Annotated in this window: 15 protein-coding genes and 1 pseudogene; 10 read left to right on the top strand and 6 right to left on the bottom strand. The window is 71.6% G+C overall.

The features are described from left to right. The first annotated feature begins 98 nt into the window (after positions 1-98). From IPL61_07340 to IPL61_07305, 8 genes are all read left to right on the top strand, one after another. Positions 99-1,445, top strand: a complete 1,347-nt coding sequence (locus tag IPL61_07340) for a DUF3341 domain-containing protein (protein MBK9031136.1) — start codon at positions 99-101, stop codon at positions 1,443-1,445. A 7-nt stretch (positions 1,446-1,452) separates the two neighbouring features. After that, positions 1,453-2,736 carry a hypothetical protein gene (locus IPL61_07335; protein ID MBK9031135.1) on the top strand — a complete coding sequence of 428 codons (1,284 nt, stop codon included), beginning with the start codon at positions 1,453-1,455 and terminating at the stop codon, positions 2,734-2,736. 287 nt (positions 2,737-3,023) lie between these two features. Beyond that, a complete protein-coding gene (locus IPL61_07330) occupies positions 3,024-3,617 on the top strand; it encodes a hypothetical protein (protein MBK9031134.1) in 594 nt (197 codons plus the stop codon). A 9-nt stretch (positions 3,618-3,626) separates the two neighbouring features. Further along, the gene (locus tag IPL61_07325; protein MBK9031133.1) at positions 3,627-4,499 is read left to right on the top strand and encodes an SCO family protein; all 873 of its coding nucleotides are present in this window, start codon (positions 3,627-3,629) and stop codon (positions 4,497-4,499) included. Next, the gene (gene coxB, locus IPL61_07320) at positions 4,499-5,806 is read left to right on the top strand and encodes a cytochrome c oxidase subunit II (protein MBK9031132.1); all 1,308 of its coding nucleotides are present in this window, start codon (positions 4,499-4,501) and stop codon (positions 5,804-5,806) included. The genes IPL61_07325 and coxB overlap by 1 nt, the downstream gene beginning before the upstream one ends. 10 nt (positions 5,807-5,816) lie before the next feature. After that, positions 5,817-7,475 carry a cbb3-type cytochrome c oxidase subunit I gene (locus tag IPL61_07315; GenBank protein MBK9031131.1) on the top strand — a complete coding sequence of 553 codons (1,659 nt, stop codon included), beginning with the start codon at positions 5,817-5,819 and terminating at the stop codon, positions 7,473-7,475. Between the two features lie 1,013 nt (positions 7,476-8,488). After that, entirely contained in the window at positions 8,489-8,698 is a 210-nt protein-coding gene (locus IPL61_07310) for a cytochrome c oxidase subunit 3 (protein MBK9031130.1), read from the top strand. A gap of 65 nt (positions 8,699-8,763) precedes the next feature. Further along, entirely contained in the window at positions 8,764-9,144 is a 381-nt protein-coding gene (locus IPL61_07305) for a cytochrome C oxidase subunit IV family protein (protein MBK9031129.1), read from the top strand. Positions 9,145-9,175: 31 nt separating this feature from the next. Here IPL61_07305 and IPL61_07300 read toward each other — a convergent pair whose 3' ends face one another. The 3 genes from IPL61_07300 to IPL61_07290 all read right to left on the bottom strand — a co-directional run bounded on the left by IPL61_07300 (position 9,176) and on the right by IPL61_07290 (position 11,951). After that, positions 9,176-10,363, bottom strand: coding sequence for a FecR domain-containing protein (locus IPL61_07300; protein ID MBK9031128.1), 1,188 nt, complete (start codon positions 10,361-10,363; stop codon positions 9,176-9,178). Next, complete coding sequence (locus IPL61_07295; GenBank protein ID MBK9031127.1) at positions 10,360-10,968, bottom strand: RNA polymerase sigma factor; 609 nt, start codon at positions 10,966-10,968, stop codon at positions 10,360-10,362. Before IPL61_07295 ends, IPL61_07300 begins: the two co-directional genes overlap by 4 nt. A gap of 149 nt (positions 10,969-11,117) precedes the next feature. Further along, positions 11,118-11,951 carry an SDR family oxidoreductase gene (locus IPL61_07290; GenBank protein ID MBK9031126.1) on the bottom strand — a complete coding sequence of 278 codons (834 nt, stop codon included), beginning with the start codon at positions 11,949-11,951 and terminating at the stop codon, positions 11,118-11,120. Between the two features lie 180 nt (positions 11,952-12,131). On the opposite strand from IPL61_07290, the gene IPL61_07285 reads away from it, so the two are divergent. Continuing rightward, positions 12,132-12,545, top strand: a complete 414-nt coding sequence (locus IPL61_07285) for a hypothetical protein (GenBank protein MBK9031125.1) — start codon at positions 12,132-12,134, stop codon at positions 12,543-12,545. A gap of 257 nt (positions 12,546-12,802) precedes the next feature. Continuing rightward, the gene (locus IPL61_07280) at positions 12,803-13,978 is read left to right on the top strand and encodes a zf-HC2 domain-containing protein (protein MBK9031124.1); all 1,176 of its coding nucleotides are present in this window, start codon (positions 12,803-12,805) and stop codon (positions 13,976-13,978) included. On the opposite strand, the gene IPL61_07275 is transcribed toward IPL61_07280, so the two are convergent. From IPL61_07275 to IPL61_07265, 3 genes and pseudogenes are all read right to left on the bottom strand, one after another. Further along, positions 13,965-15,020 carry a pyridoxal-phosphate dependent enzyme gene (locus IPL61_07275; protein ID MBK9031123.1) on the bottom strand — a complete coding sequence of 352 codons (1,056 nt, stop codon included), beginning with the start codon at positions 15,018-15,020 and terminating at the stop codon, positions 13,965-13,967. The genes IPL61_07280 and IPL61_07275 overlap by 14 nt on opposite strands. A gap of 104 nt (positions 15,021-15,124) precedes the next feature. Next, positions 15,125-15,235 (bottom strand): annotated as a pseudogene (locus tag IPL61_07270) (Fe(2+)-trafficking protein). Positions 15,236-15,238: 3 nt separating this feature from the next. Next, positions 15,239-15,397 carry a Fe(2+)-trafficking protein gene (locus tag IPL61_07265; protein MBK9031122.1) on the bottom strand — a complete coding sequence of 53 codons (159 nt, stop codon included), beginning with the start codon at positions 15,395-15,397 and terminating at the stop codon, positions 15,239-15,241. Between the last annotated feature and the right edge of the window lie 62 nt (positions 15,398-15,459).

Below are 15,459 nucleotides of genomic sequence, written 5' to 3'. Positions count from 1 at the left end.
GCGGCGCCCCGGCGCCGCGCCCCGGCCCATGTCCGAGCCGTGCCCCGTACCTCCCGAACCACCCAGCGACTCTGACCGCTTCATGCGGAGACAAGCTCATGGAAGCTGACACCCACACCAACGACGAGCATGACGACGCGGCCAGCGCTGGCCCCGCCGATCCCGGCGACGGCGGCGATCACGGCGGCGACCCCGATCACGGCGACGGCGGCGCGCACGGCGGCGACGCCGAGGGTGCGCACGGCGGCCCCGACACCGAGCTGCACGGCCTGCTCGCCGAGTTCGAGACCCCGGGCGCGCTGATCTCGGCCGCCCGCAAGGTCAAGAACGCCGGCTACACCGAGTTCGACTGCTACAGCCCGTTCCCGGTGCACGGCATCGACGACGCCATGGGCATCAAGCGCACGCGCTTGCCGCTGGTGGTGTTCGCGGGCGGCCTCGCCGGCCTCGCCGGCGGCGTGCTGATGCAGTGGTGGATGAACGCCCACAACTGGCCGTGGAACATCGGCGGCAAGCCGACGTGGAGCATCCCGGCCAACGTCCCGATCGCCTACGAGACGACGATCCTCCTGTCGGTGCTCACCACGTTCTTCGGGATGTGGGCGGCCAACAAGCTGCCGCAGGTCTGGCACCCGTTCTTCCGGCTCGATCGATTCGCGCGCGTCACCGACGACGGCATGTTCCTGGGCATCGAGGCCTCGGACCAGCGCTTCGAGCTCGAGCAGACCAAGCAGCTCCTCGTGGCCGCCGGCGCCACCCACGTCGAGGAGTGCCACGTCGACACGCGGCCCGAGGCCCGGACCGTGCCCAAGTGGATCTACGGCGCGATGACCGTCGCCACCGTGGTCGCGATCATCCCGTTCGCGCTGGCCTTCAAGGCCCGGGCCTCGAAGTCGAGCGACCCGCACTGGCACGTCTTCTCGGACATGGACTTCCAGCCCAAGGCCAAGAGCGACCAGGCCTTCGCCGAGTTCGCCGACGGCCGCGCCAACCGCGGCGAGATCGAGGGCACGATCGCGCGCGGCAGCCTCAACGCCGACGACGCCTACTACCGCGGCCTGCGCGACGGCCAGTGGATCACCGAGCTGCCGACGACGCTCGAGGTCGACGCCAAGCTGCTCGATCGCGGCCAGGAGCGCTTCAACATCTACTGCGCGCCGTGCCACGGCTTCGACGGCGCCGGCCACGGCGTCGTGCCCGAGCGGGTCGCGCTGCGCGGCGGCGCCTGGGAGGCGCGCAACCTGGTCTCGTCTGACTCGGTCGTGATCAAGATGCCCAACGGGCAGCTCTTCAACACGATCTCGAACGGCTACAACACGATGATGGGTTACGCCGCCCAGGTCCCGGTCCGGGATCGGTGGGCCATTCTCCTGTACGTCCGCGCCCTGCAGCGCGGCCAGAACGCGACCCAGGCCGAACTCCCGGCCGGCGCCCAGGTCCGGTGAGGCAGCCATGAGCGCGACCAAGAAGCTTCATCCCGACGAGAAGATCAAGGCCGACAAGTTCGGCGGTCAGATGTTCAAGGTCGGCGCCACCGCTGGCGCCGTCCTGCTCGGCATCTCGATCGCGCTGGGCGCCAACAAGGGCGACCACTGGCGGCACTTCCTCCACGCCTACCTGACGGCGTGGTCGTTCGTGTTCTCGATCTGCGTCGGCTCGCTGTTCTTCGTGATCGTCCACCACCTCGCCCGCGCCAAGTGGGGCATCGTGCTGCGCCGGCAGGCCGAGTTCATCACCGGCGCCTTCCCGCTCGTGGCGATCCTGGGCCTCGTGTTCCTGATCCCGGTGCTGGCCGGCAGCGAGCAGCTCTACTTCTGGAACGTCCACCAGCTCCACGACCCGAACCACCCGCTGCACCACCACATGCACAACAAGCTGGGGTGGCTCGATCCGGTGTTCTTCGCCGGTCGCTACGCCTTCTTCTTCGCGGTCTACATCGTCATGTCGACGTGGTTCCGCAAGCAGAGCCTGGCGTCGGACACCGAGGGCGACAACGGCCGCGCCGAGAAGCAGCGCGTCTGGTCGGGGCTGGCGGTGCTGATCTACTCGCTGACCACCGTGTTCGCGGTCATGGACTTCTTCATGACGCTGCAGCCGATGTGGTTCTCGACCATCTACTCGGTCAACTACTTCTCGGGCGCGATGCTCGCGACCTACTGCACGCTGGCGCTGATGAGCATGGCGATCCAGCGCAGCGGCCGGCTCCAGCACTCGATCACCGTCGAGCACTACCACGACATCGGCAAGTACATGTTCGGATGGACGTTCTTCTGGATCTACACCGGCTTCTCGCAGTTCATGCTGCAGTGGTACGGCAACATGCCCGAGGAGACGGTCTGGTACACGTACCGGCTGTTCGGCGGCTGGCAGATCGTCAGCATCCTGGTCCTGGTCGGGCACTGGGCGTTCCCGTACACCGCCCTCGTGACGCGGTGGACCAAGCGCATCCTGCCGCTGCTCGCGTTCTTCGCGGTGTGGCAGCTCGTCTTCCACTACATCGATCTGTACTGGAACATCATGCCGAACCAGACCTGGACGATGGAGGCCGGCTGGAACCGCGGGCCGCTCCAGGGCGATCCCGAGATGTACAAGGTCGGGTTCCACTTCATGGATCTCACCCTGCTGTTCGCGCTGATCGGCCTGTGGCTGGCCGGCGTCGGGCGCTCGATGAAGGGCAACCTGGTCCCGGTCAACGACCCGACCCTGGGCGCGTGCCTCGGGTTCGAGAACTACTGAATTCCTTGGAGGGCTGTCGCCAGCCCTCCCCCCGCCGGGGGCAAGCCCCGACGGGGCCCCCCTCCAAGACGCGAGACTCCCGACCCCAAACGGTGGGGCCCCCCTCCCGAAACGATCAGACTGATGGCCCCGCGCGGTGGGGCGGACTCGGAAGCCTAGAGACTCCTGACTCCTGACTCCTGACTCCTGACTCCTGACTCCTGACTCCTGACTCCTGACTCCTGACTCCTGACTCCTGCGCGCGGTGTTGTTGATACCGAGCGAACGACTGCACCATCGAGGTTGTTATGAGCGCCCACGGCGAGAAGAAGAACCCTGACAAGCTCAACACCGTCAGCATCGCCACCGTCGGCTTTGCGGGCGCGGCGGTCGTGTACCTGTCGATCATCGGGATCGAGGCGATCTACTTGAACGAGTCGTCGCGGGTCGACCAGACGGCCCAGTTCGGCCGCCAGGAGGAGACCAAGAAGACCCTCAAGGCGGAGCAGATCGGCAAGATCACCGAGCCGCGGCTGGGCCCGAAGGCGCCCAACGGCACGCAGCTGTACGTGGTGCCGATCGACACGGCCAAGCAGCTCGTGCTCCGCGACGTCGCGGTCGATCCGGCCAACCTGGTGCCGGCGGTGTCGCGGTCGGAGTTCACGACGATCAAGCCGGCGTTCGGCCGCCCGCAGAACCTGTCGGCGCCGCAGCCGATCGGCCACAGCGCGCCGCCGCCGGTCGATCCGCCGGTCGATCCGCCGGCGCCCGCCGACGGCGCGACCCCGGCGCCCGCCGACGGTGTCACGCCCACGCCCGCCGACGGTGCCACGCCCACGCCCGCCGCGGCGCCGGCCCCTGCGACAACGCCGACCGTTCCCGCGGCGAGCGGCTCACGGTAATAGCGCACGATGTTGTCTCGCTCGCTCACGATCGTCGTCGCAGGCGTGGCCCTGCTCGGGCTGGCCCGCGCAGCCTCGGCGCAGCTGGCGCCGGGCCGTCCCTCGGGCGAGTCCGAGCTGGCGCGGCCGCCCGCGGCCCTGACCGAGGCGATCAAGGTCGACGAGCGGCTCGGCGCCGTGGTGCCGCTCGACGCGCGCTTCCGCGACGCCGACGGTCGGCCGACCACCCTGCGCGCCGTGCTGGCGGGGGATCTGCCGACGCTCTTGACGTTCAACTACTCGAACTGCCCGTCGCTGTGCAGCCTGCAGCTCAACGGCCTGGTCAAGGCGCTCGCGGCCAGTCGGTTCGTGCTGGGCCGGCAGGTCCAGCTGGTGACGATCGTGCTCGCGCCCGACGAGGCGCCGGCCGAGGCCGCGCGCACCCGCGGGCACTACCTCGAGGCGCTCGCCGACCTCGGCGCCAAGGTCGAGCCGGACGGGTGGAGGTTCCTGGTCGCCGAGCAGCCCGACGACGATCGCCAGATCCATCGGGTCGCCGAGGCGGTGGGCTTCGGCTACCGCTACATCGAGACCCAGCGCGAGTACGCGCACCCCGCGGTGACGATCGCGCTGGCGCCGTCCGGCGTGGTCACCCGATACATCCACGGCGTCGACGTCGTCCCCGACGAGCTCGACGAGACCATCACCCGGGCCGGGCTGGCGGAGCCGTCGAGCGCGACCGGGTTCGTGATGGCGTGCCTGCACTGGGACGCGAAGGCCAACAGCCATCGCTGGGGCGGGACCGTGATGAAGTTTGCGGCCCTGATGTTTCTCGTCCTCGGCGCCACCGTCGCGGGCGTGCTGGTCGCGCGGAACCGCCGCCGACCTGGAGTGAAGCTATAATGAAGATCGTCACGAAGACGCTGCTGCCGCTCGCGCTCCTCGCCGGCCTCGCGGTCTCGAGCGCGGCGCAACCTGCGCCGGCGGCCCCTGCCACCCCTGACCCCGCGCCCGCGGCGGCGCCCGATCCCGCGGCCGCGCCAGCCGCGGCCGCGCCCGACCCCGCACCTGCGGCGGCGCCCGATCCCGCGGCGGCGGCGGCGCCCGATCCCACCGCGGCTGCGGCCGCGGCGGCGGCGCCCGATCCCGCGGCGGCGGCGCCCGATCAGGCCGCACCGCCTGCGCCTCCCGCGGCGCCCGCGCCCGCCGCCGAGGCGCCCGGCGCCACGCCGTGGTGGGAGGTGCTCGTCGGCGACATCAAGGACGCGAAGTACGAGCACAACGGCAACTACTGGCTGCCGCCGTCGGCGTCGACCGGGGCCCACGGCCCCGACATGCTCTACATCGCGATGATCGGGATGTCGGCGTTCTTCTTCTTCGCGATCACCGGCGCGATCATCTACCTGGTCATCAAGTACCGGCACCGGCCGGGCCACAAGGCGCAGCCGTCGCCGTCGCACAGCGACGCGCTCGAGATCACCTGGACGGTCATCCCGACGATCATCTGCGTGATCCTGTTCGTCTACGGCTGGCGCACCTACCTGCAGAACGTGACCGTCCCCGAGCCGCGCGCCGAGAACGTGGTCTACGTCGAGGGCTCGAAGTGGAACTGGAGCTTCCGGTACTACAACGGCCTCGAGGACAACGCCCTGCACGCGCCGGTCGATCAGCCGATGAAGCTGGTGATGACCTCGCGCGACGTGCTGCACTCGTTCTTCATCCCGGTGTTCCGGGTCAAGCAGGACGTGGTGCCGCGCCGCTACACGTACCTGTGGTTCCAGGCCACCAAGCCGGGCGTCTACCGCGTCTACTGCACGGAGTACTGTGGCACCGACCACTCGCAGATGAAGACCAAGGTCGTCGTGCACGCGCCCGGCATGTACGAGAAGTACCTGGCCGACGCCTACGCCAAGAAGGCGGCGCTGTCGGGCGACAAGCTCGGCGCCTCGATCTACGAGAAGAAGGGCTGCATCGCCTGTCACTCGATCGACGGCAGCCCGCGCATCGGCCCGACCTGGAAGGGCTCGTTCGGCACCGACATCCCCCTCGAGGGCGGCGGCACCGTCAAGATGGACGAGGCCTACATCAAGCGCTCGATCGAGGCCCCCACGTCCCAGATCCACGCCGGCTTCCCGCCGAGCATGCCGGTCACGCCGCTCTCCCCGAAGGAGATCGAGGGTGTGATCGAGTACTTCAAGACGCTCAAGTAGCGAGGCCGACATGTCCGCCGCCGTCGATACCAACGCTTCCTACCTGACCGCGACCAAGGGGCTGAAGAGCTGGCTCTTCACCCTCGATCACAAGCGGATCGGGATGATGTACCTGTTCGGCATCCTGGGGGCGCTGCTCCTCGGCGGTGCCTTCGCGCTCCTGGTCCGCGCCGAGCTGTGGTCGCCGGGCGAGACCATCGCGGGGAAGGACATGTACAACAAGTTCTTCACCCTGCACGGCGCCGTGATGGTGTTCCTGGTGATCATCCCAGGCATCCCGGCCGCGCTCGGCAACATGGTCCTGCCGATCCAGCTGGGCGCGCCCGACGTGGCGTTCCCCAAGCTCAACCTCGCCAGCTTCTACCTGTGGTGCCTGGGCGCCACGCTGCTGCTGGTGTCGGTCGCGTCCGGCGGCCTCGACACCGGCTGGACGTTCTACACGCCCTACAGCCTCGAGACCAAGACCGCGGTCATCCCGGCGGTCATGGGCGCGTTCGTGCTGGGGTTCTCGTCGATCTTCACCGGCCTGAACTTCCTGGTGACGATCCACAAGTTCCGGCCCAAGCAGATGGGCTGGTTCCAGATGCCGCTCAACCTGTGGGCGCTGTACTCGACCGCGCTGATGCAGGTGCTGGCGACGCCGGTGCTCGGCATCACGCTCCTCTTGCTCTTCGTCGAGCGCTTCATGCACATCGGCATCTTCGACCCGACCCTGGGCGGCGACCCGGTGCTGTTCCAGCACTTCTTCTGGTTCTACTCGCACCCGGCCGTCTACATCATGATCGTCCCGGCGATGGGCGTGATCTCCGAGATGATCACGACCTTCTCGCGCAAGCCGATCTTCGGCTACCGCTTCATCGCGTACTCGAGCATCGCGCTGGCGCTGTTCTCGTTCCTCGTCTGGGGCCACCACATGTTCGTGTCGGGTCAGTCGAAGCTCGCCAACATGGTGTTCTCGGCGCTGACGTTCTCGGTCGGCATCCCGTCGGCCATCAAGGTCTTCAACTGGACCTCGACCCTCTACAAGGGCGACATCCGGTTGCAGACGCCGATGCTCTACACGCTGTCGTTCCTGATCATGTTCACGATCGGCGGCCTGACCGGCATCTTCCTGGCGATCTTGTCGATCGACGTCCAGCTCCACGACACCTACTTCGTCGTGGCCCACTTCCACTACGTGATGATGGGCTCGACGCTGATCGCGTTCGTGGGCGCGCTGCACTACTGGTGGCCGAAGCTGACCGCCAAGATGTACCCGGAGCGGGTCGCCCAGATCGCCGCGGTCGGCGTCTTCATCGGGTTCAACCTGACGTTCCTGCCGCAGTTCGTGATGGGCTCGCGCGGCATGCCGCGCCGCTACTGGGACTACGACCCCGAGTTCAAGATCTTCCACCAGCTGTCGACGGTCGGGGCCTTCATCCTCGGCCTGTCGCTGTTCTCGGTGGTCTGCTACCTGATGTGGTCGCTCAAGTACGGCACCAAGGCGCCGCAGAACCCGTGGGGCGGCACCACGCTCGAGTGGGACGCGCCGACGCCGCCGACGGTGTTCAACTTCCCAGAGCCGCCCGAGCTGCACGAGCTCTACAACTACGACGACCTCGAGGAGCTCCCCGAGGGCGGGTTCGTGCGCAAGCCGCGGACCGGCGCCAAGCCGCCGGCGGACCACTGACCGATGCCGACGTCGATCCCCGCTTCGATCCACCTCCGTAGCCTGCCGAGGGGCGCATGAGCCAGCCCAGCCACGACGAGCACCACGACGACCACGACGACCACGGCCACCACGGCTCGCGGTTCATCCAGCACCACTACGACGACGGCCAGCACCAGTTCGACGCCGGCAAGCTCGGGATCTGGTTCTTCCTGGTCCAGGAGATCCTGTTCTTCTCGGCGCTGTTCGTCGCGTACATCCTGTACCGCCACCACCACCCCGAGATCTACGCCTACGCCCACCACTACCTCGACGTGAAGTGGGGCGCGATCAACACCGCGGTGCTGATCGTGTCGTCGCTGTCGGCGGCGTGGGCGGTGCGGTGCGCGCAGCTCAACCAGCGCAAGGGCCTGATCGCGTGCCTCGCGATCACGATCGTGTGCGCGCTCGGGTTCCTCGGCATCAAGACGATCGAGTACACGCACAAGATCCACGAGCACATCCTGTGGGGGAAGTACTTCGACCCGTGCGTCGCGTCGGCCGGCAACCACCTGCTCAACAAGGGCAACAACTGCCCGGGCGTCCGGTCGTCGGTCGAGTGGGACGCGGGCGCCAAGAAGGCCGCGAGCGGCTGCCTCGAGGGCAACTACGATCTCGAGCCGGATCGCCCCGGCATCCAGGGCTCGTGCCAGGTCTCGGCCAACGGGGTCGGCATCGGCGCCTGCGAGCGCGACGGCGAGGATCCGCACAGCCGCCCGAAGGGGTTCCCGTGCTTCGATCTGGTCGAGAACCACTACGTCTGCCCGGCCGGCCCGGCCGCGCTGGTGCAGTTCGGTGATCACGGCCACCACCACGACAAGGTCGAGGTCTCGTGCGAGGCCGCGCCGGCGGCGCCCGCGGGCCCGGCCGACGCCTTCGCCGATCCGGTCCACGCGCCGGCGGCGGGCGCGCGGACCTTCGCGCCGAGCACGAAGCCGACCAAGCACGAGCGCGATCACCTGTTCGCGAGCGGCCCGCCGCCCGAGCACACCAACATGTTCTTCAGCATCTACTTCGCGATGACCGGGCTCCACGGCATCCACGTGCTGGTGGGCGTGTTCGTCTTCATCTGGCTGTTGATCCGCGCGATCCGCGGCGACTTCACGCCCGAGTACTTCGGCCCGATCGACTACGCGGCGCTGTACTGGCACCTCGTCGACCTGATCTGGATCTTCCTGTTCCCGCTCCTGTACCTGATCCACTGAGCCGGGTCCCCGAGTCGAACCTCACCCCGCGCCGCGCTGGCGCGCTGCCTCCATCGGAGCCCACCATGGCTGACCACGCACACCACGACGACCACGAGCACGGCCTGTCCCACGTCGCCCCGGTCCGGGTCCTGCTCGGGACCTGGGGCATCCTGATGGTCCTCACCGTGATCACGGTGGGCGCCACCAAGATCGACCTCGGCGCGAGCTACAACCTCGCGCTGGCGATGGCGATCGCGGCGGTCAAGGCGACGCTGGTGCTGCTGTTCTTCATGCACCTGCGCTACGACAAGCTGTTCCACAGCGTCATGGTCGCCGGCGGCATCCTGGCGGCGGCGCTGTTCGTGGGGTTCGCGCTGATGGACTCGAACCAGTACCAGAGCGCGATCATCTGGAACCCGGCCCAGCCGCCGGCGGCGCCGATCGGCCCGCCGCTGGTGCCGTGATCGCGACGGGGTCGTCGCGGCGCCGTGACGCTCAGCGGGTGTCGGTGACGCGGAGGGCGAGGGCGCGGCGGGTCGGGTCGGTGGTGCGGTCGGCGTAGGTGTGGGCGGCGGCGCGGCAGGTGTCGTCGAAGCTGCGCGCGCACAGCAGCCGGAGCCGCAGCCAGTGCACCGCGTCGGACTCGGCGCCGGTCGGGAAGCGCCGCAGGTAGCCGTCGAGGCTGCGCAGCGCGTCGCGGGCGCGGCCGGACGACCACTGGGTGCGGGCCAGGCCCCACTGCGCGCTCGCGGCGGCGGCGCCGCGGCTGGTGACCGACGCGCGCTGGAACTCGGCGATCGCGGCGGCGGCCGTGGTCGCGGTGGTCGGCGGCGCGGCCGCGACGGGTTGCGCGGCCAGCGCGCGGCGCAGATCGGTGGCGGCGTCGGCGGGCGGCGTGGGTGGCCGCGGCCGCCCCGGGCGCGGGTGGTCGTGGCCGGTGGCGACGGCAGGCGGGGGCGGGGCGGTCGGCGAGGTCGGCGGGGCCGCGGCGACGTGGGCCTCGGCGAGGGGGTCGAACGCGACCCCGGGCCCGGTGGTGAGGCCCGCGCCCGGCGTCGTGGCGCCGATGGTGCCGGCCGGGCCGACGCCCGCGCCCGTGCCCGCGCCCGCGTTCGCGGCGCGCGCGACCGCGACCACGCCGTCGGCGGTCGACCAGCGCTCGCCGGCGCGGACCGCGACCAGCGCGCCGCCGCGCTCGACCTGGACCACGCCGTGGCTGACCGCGACCTCGATCGCCGGCGCGCGACGCACGGTGAACGCGGTGCCGATCACCCGCACGGTCACGTCGTCGGCGACCACCCACAGCGGCGGGCGGCCGCGCCGGGGCGCGACCTCGAGCGCGATCGCGCCGGTCGCCAGCGCGATCCGGACGCCGCCGTCGGGGCGCGTCCCCTCGGACCGGGTCCCGGGCTCGGCGTCGATCACGGCGTCGCCCAGATCGACGTGGGCGCCGCGGCCGTCGGCGGCGACGACCATCGGCCGGGCCGGCGCGGTGGTGCCGCGGGTGGCGACGATCGCCACGACCACGGCGGCCGCGGCCGCGACCGCCGCCAGGGCCGGCCACCACCGCCGCGGCGTCGGGGTCGCGACCGCGTCGCCGACGCGCGCGACCACCCGCTGCTCGAGGTGCCGCCACGCCTCGGGCTCCAGGTCCTCGACCACGACGCGCTCGCGCAGGCTCATCGGGCTCCTCCGTCGTCGCGCAGGAACTCGCGCAGGACCGGGTCCCTGGCGGCCGCGGCCTCGAGCGTGCGCCGGGCCCGCCACACCCGCAGCTTGGTCGCGGTGACGGTGGCGTTGGTCACCTCGGCCACCTCGGCCATCGAGCGGCCGTCGATCTCGTGCAGCGCGAACGCGACCCGGGCCGCCGGCGGCAGGCGGTCGAGCGCGGCGTAGAGCCGGCGCACGCCGTCCTTGGCGAGCACCGCGGCCGGGCCGTCGGTGGCGACCACCACCTCGGGCGTCTCGCCGTCGAGCGCGAGGTGCTCGGGCCGGGCCCGGCGGCGCCCGATCGCCCGGTAGGCCACGCGCACCGCGATGCGATCGATCCAGGTGGCGAGGCTGGCCTCGGCCCGCCACGACTTGAGCGACGCGAACACCTGGACGAAGGTCTCCTGCAGCAGGTCCTCCATGTCGGCGTTGCCGCCGAGGATGCGGAACAGCGCGGCGTGGACCCGGCCGCGGTAGCGCCGGAACAGATCCCGCGCCGCGGCCTCCTGGGCGCCGCTGACCCGGCCGAGGCAGCGCTCGACCAGGTTGACGTCCTCCAGGTAGGCGGCCTGAGTCACCGCTCAGATGGTGCGCGATCGGTTCGGGTCGGTTACGTCAAAACGCGTCGGTCCCGCGCAATCGTGCAAGTTGCCAGGATCACTGGCGAGTTGATCGCTCGCGCCCGGTCATGCCCTTGGCGCGCCTCGGCGCCGTAAGCGGCCTTCGATCACCCGGTCGGCGCGCTCGGCGGGCTGGTCATCAACATCATCGGCTGGTTCACGCAGTGGCCGCCGTCGACCACCAGCACGGTCCCGGTGACCCAGCTGGCGGCGCCCGAGCGCAGGAACACCGCCGCGGCCGCGATCTCGTCGGTGGTGCCGAACCGGCCCAGGGGGATGCCGGTCCGCGCCCGGGCCGCGGCGTCGCCGGGCGCCAGCCGGCGCATGCCCTCGGTGTCGGCGATCGGCCCGGGCGCGATGCCGTTGACCCGGATGCCGGCGCCGCCCCACTCGACCGCGAGGTTGCGGGTCAGCGCGTCGACGCCGGCCTTGGCCGCCGACGCGTGCAGCTGCAGCGGGGTGCCGTGGTAGTGGAGCGTCGCGGTGATGTTGATGATCGCGCCGGCGCCGCTGGCGGTCAGCGCCGCGAACGCGGCCCGGCACATGTGGAACGTGCCGACCAGGTCGATGTCGACGACGGTGCGGAAGCCGTTGGATGACAACGTCGCCGCCGGGGCCAGGAAGTTGCCGGCGGCGTTGTTGACGACGGTGTCGAGCTTGCCGAACCGCGCGACGGTCGCGTCGACGGCCCGCGCGGCGTCGTCCGGGTTCCGGACGTCCGCGGGCACGGCCAGGACCGCGCGGCCGGTCTCGGTCGACAGCTCGGCGGCCGCGCGCTCGAGCACGTCGGCCTTGCGGCTGGCGATGCACACGTCGGCCCCGAGCCGCGCGAACCCGCGGGCGATCGCCCGGCCGATGCCGGTGGCGCCGCCGGTGACGATCGCGACGTGGCCGGCGAGGGCGTCGGGGCGGTACAGCGACAGCGGGTCGGGGCTGGTCATGGCGCGACGGTAACCCGCCCGCAGAAAAACGAAACCGACCGCGCGGGCTGGTGTCATGGAGACGTGCCGACGATGACGCGGCGCCCTTCGAGCCGGTGACGGCGAGGGCGCGGCGATCGCGGCGACGGCGCGCGCCGGAGGTCCGTCGCGCCCGCTCGCCCTCGGCCCGGAGGAAATGTCATGTCGCAGCCCAACCGCTGGGCGCGAGGCGCCGCGTGCGCCCTCGTGCTCGCCCTCGCCGCTCAGCCCGCCCTCGCCGACAGGAAGAAGAAGAAGGCGCGCGCGCCGCGGGCGTCGATCGCGGACTGCACCAGCTTCGAGCAGGTCGACCGGGTCGACGAGTCAGTCGACCTCGTGATCGCGAACACCTGCGAGGTCGCGGTGGCGTGCTCGGTCAGCTGGACGGTGACCTGCGCGCCCGGGACCAAGCGCGCGCACCGGCACCAGCACGGCTCGGCGTTCGCCCTGGCGACCACGCAGTCCCAGGCGGCGAACGCCTCGGCCGCGGTGTGCGGCAACGACGGCTGGGTGATCGACGACGTGCTGTGGTCGTGTCAGCCGGAGCCGCCGGCGGCCGCCCCGACGAACCCGTGAGCGGAGCGCGCGCCTATCCCGGCGCGCCCCCATCGGTAAGTGATACGAATTCAAGTGGTTGGGCAGTGGCGGCGGCGGGGGACAGCGAATCGATAGATCGCCGTGTCAGCTCCTGCGTGTGTACTCGTACCGACGACGAACCGTCACGAGGCACACGCAAAGCGCGGCGAAGTCCGCGTCAGCTAACGTAGTGTGCTCGTGGCCCGGTCTCGCGTCGGAGGCAAATCTCACCCGACGTAGTATAAGGACCAAGAGCCATGGGCGACCGCCTGGACATCGACGCGCTGCTGATCGGCGCTCTCTACGGAGAGCTCGACGGCGACGACCGCGCCCGGCTCGACGCTCACCTCGCGAGCCATCCGGCCGACCGGGCCACGCTCGACGGGCTGCGCAGCACCCGCGCGCTGCTGGTCGACCACGGCGCCCGGGAGTTCCTCGGCGCCGCCGAGCCGCCCAGCGCGATCTCGGCGCGGCTGATCCAGGAGGCGGCCCGCCGCGCACCGGCGCCGCGCATCGCCGCGGGCGGCGTGTTCGGATTTCTGGCCGGCCTGTTCCGGCCCATCGCCGCTCACCCGGCGATGTCGGCCGCCGCCGCGATGCTGATCGTGATCGGCGCGGGCACGTTGATGATGCGGCGCGGGACCCTCGAGGTCGTGCAGCCGCCGGCGCCGACGGTCTCGAGCGCCGCGCCGGCGATCGCGCCGCCGCCGCCGGTGCAGGCGGCCCCGGGCGCCGCGGACGGCTACGCGGTCACGCTCGACGAGCGCGGTCCCGCGGCGGCCGCCGATGAGGGCCGGGCCCAGGGCGCGGAGGTCGAGGGGCTCACCGCCAAGCTCGACGGCCGCGCGCTCAAGAAGGAGCGCGAGTCGGCCAAGGACGCGACCCGCGCGGCCAAGCCCACCGGCGGCACCGGCTCGACGGGCGTGGCCCGCGGCGCCGCGACCAAGGGCGCCGACAACGCCTTCCTCGAGGTCGACAAGGCCGCGCGCGGCGAGAACGTCGCGCTCCGCAACGCCGAGGACGGCGACGGCGCGCCGGCGAACGAGTCGGTCGCGACCGGCGCCGCGGCCCCGGTCGGCAAGCAGGCCATCGCCAGCGGCGGCGGTGGCCTGGCCCAGCCGCCGGCAGACGCGCCCACGGCGGCGGTGCCGAAGCGGTCCACCGACGACGCCATGCTCGCCTGGGCCCGCGATCAGCACGCGCGCATGGTCAAGCTGGTGAACCAGGGCCGCTGCACCGACGCCGGCCAGATCGGCGCCGAGATCGCGCGCAAGGCGCCGGACTACTACGCGTCGGCCGTCGCCAACGACCGGGCGGTGCGCAGCTGCAAGGCCTACGTCGATCAGGCCCGCCGCGCCAAGCAGCCGGCGAAGGCCAAGAACGTCGCGACCGAGCCCGACTCGCCGCTCGAGGACTCGGTCAACTCGAAGTAGCGGAGGCGCCGAGCCAGCGGCGCAGGACCGCCGGCGCGCGCGCGAGCTGGTCGCCGGTGGGCTGGGGCAGGGGCGTCGACGACTTGGTCAGCCAGAACAGCAGCGGGGCGTGGCCTCGGTCGGCGAGGTCGAGCAGGGCGGCCGCGGCCTTGGCCGCGTAGACCCCGTCGACGGCCGGCAGCCCGGCGGTCGCCAGGCGCGCCGCCGCGGCCTCGCCGGCGGCGGTGAGGTGGCCGTACCCGGCGCCGAGGAACCGACCGTCGACGACCAGCGAGCGCCGCAGGGCCACCGCGCCGATCCCGCTCGCGCGCCCGCGCAGGTCGTCGACGAGCGCGACCGTGCGCGCGGCCAGGAGCGCGAGGCGCCAGCGGCTGGTCACCGGCCACGGCGTCACGCGCACCGCGTGGACCTTCGGCGGCGGCGGCGCCAGGCCGAGGTGGTGGGCGAGGTGGAGACCTGCCAGCAGGCCCGCGGTGGTGCAGCCGCTGCCGACCGGCACCACCAGGACCTGCGGCCACGGCAGCGCGCCGGCCCGGGCCTGGCTCGCCAGCTCGAACGCCGCCGACAGCGCGCCGAGCGCGCCCTCGGGCGTCGCGCCACCGGGCGGCATCACGTAGGCGCCGGGCTGGCGCCGCAGCCGTCGCATCGCCAGGGGCAAGAGCGCCACCGACGAGATCAGCGCGAAGGCCGGGTCCGCGGCGATGATCGCGCGCGCGTTGGCGAGGGCCGGCGCGCTCGGCGGCTGCGGGAACAGCAGCGCGCCGCCGGTCAGGCCCGCGGCGGGCGCGTGGATCAGCGTCGCGACGACGTGGTTCGAGCCGTAGGCGCCGGTCGCCCAGATGCGCGTGGCGCCAGCCGCGCGGGCGCGCCCGAGCACGGCCTCGAGCGTGCGGACCTTGTTGCCGCCGTAGCTGGCCGCGGTCCGATCCTCGCGCTTGACCCAGATCTCGCCGGGGCCGGCGATCCGCTCGACCGGGGTCGGCCACTGGCCGAGGCGGACCCAGGGCACCCGGGCCGCCAGCGCCGGGATCGCGTCGAACACCGCCACCGCGCCGCGGGGGCCGGCGTCGGTGTCGTCGGGGCTCGGGGCGTGGTCTGGGCGCGGAGCGGCCCCGGCGGCTCAGGCCCTGACGGCGCGTCGGCGGGTCAGGATTTTTCGGGCACGTAGTCCGGCGGCAGCGCGCCGCCCTCGCCGAACAGGAACTGCTCGCACTGCTCCTTGAGGACCTCGTGGGACTTCTTGAGCGTGAGATCGAGCCGTTACTCGTTGACGAGCTTCTTCGAGAACTCGACCCACTGCTGCCAGGCCTCGGCCGAGATGCTCTCGAAGATGCGCTGGCCGAGCGCGTCGGCGAACGGCTTGTAGGGTAGGCCCGGGTGTTCGCCGCCTAGTTTCTGGCACTTGACCATGCGTGGCATGGGCCGACTTGAGCAGCCTTTGCGGCGGTCCGCAAGGCGTGGCGGCGGTCACGCGTCCGTCC

It is taken from the genome of Myxococcales bacterium, assembly GCA_016717005.1.
Taxonomy (GTDB): domain Bacteria; phylum Myxococcota_A; class Polyangia; order Haliangiales; family Haliangiaceae; genus UBA2376.
The sequence above is the reverse complement of the archived record's forward strand: the minus strand, read 5'-3'. Positions and strand labels throughout refer to the sequence as shown.

Bases quoted from the DNA above. Each gene is read 5' to 3' on its own strand.
- IPL61_07340 (MBK9031136.1), top strand. From the start codon at position 99: ATGGAAGCTGACACCCACACCAACGACGAGCATGACGACGCGGCCAGC.
- IPL61_07335 (MBK9031135.1), top strand. From the start codon at position 1,453: ATGAGCGCGACCAAGAAGCTTCATCCCGACGAGAAGATCAAGGCCGAC.
- IPL61_07330 (MBK9031134.1), top strand. From the start codon at position 3,024: ATGAGCGCCCACGGCGAGAAGAAGAACCCTGACAAGCTCAACACCGTC.
- IPL61_07325 (MBK9031133.1), top strand. From the start codon at position 3,627: ATGTTGTCTCGCTCGCTCACGATCGTCGTCGCAGGCGTGGCCCTGCTC.
- coxB (MBK9031132.1), top strand. From the start codon at position 4,499: ATGAAGATCGTCACGAAGACGCTGCTGCCGCTCGCGCTCCTCGCCGGC.
- IPL61_07315 (MBK9031131.1), top strand. From the start codon at position 5,817: ATGTCCGCCGCCGTCGATACCAACGCTTCCTACCTGACCGCGACCAAG.
- IPL61_07310 (MBK9031130.1), top strand. From the start codon at position 8,489: ATGTTCTTCAGCATCTACTTCGCGATGACCGGGCTCCACGGCATCCAC.
- IPL61_07305 (MBK9031129.1), top strand. From the start codon at position 8,764: ATGGCTGACCACGCACACCACGACGACCACGAGCACGGCCTGTCCCAC.
- IPL61_07300 (MBK9031128.1), bottom strand. From the start codon at position 10,363: ATGAGCCTGCGCGAGCGCGTCGTGGTCGAGGACCTGGAGCCCGAGGCG.
- IPL61_07290 (MBK9031126.1), bottom strand. From the start codon at position 11,951: ATGACCAGCCCCGACCCGCTGTCGCTGTACCGCCCCGACGCCCTCGCC.
- IPL61_07285 (MBK9031125.1), top strand. From the start codon at position 12,132: ATGTCGCAGCCCAACCGCTGGGCGCGAGGCGCCGCGTGCGCCCTCGTG.
- IPL61_07280 (MBK9031124.1), top strand. From the start codon at position 12,803: ATGGGCGACCGCCTGGACATCGACGCGCTGCTGATCGGCGCTCTCTAC.
- IPL61_07265 (MBK9031122.1), bottom strand. From the start codon at position 15,397: ATGCCACGCATGGTCAAGTGCCAGAAACTAGGCGGCGAACACCCGGGC.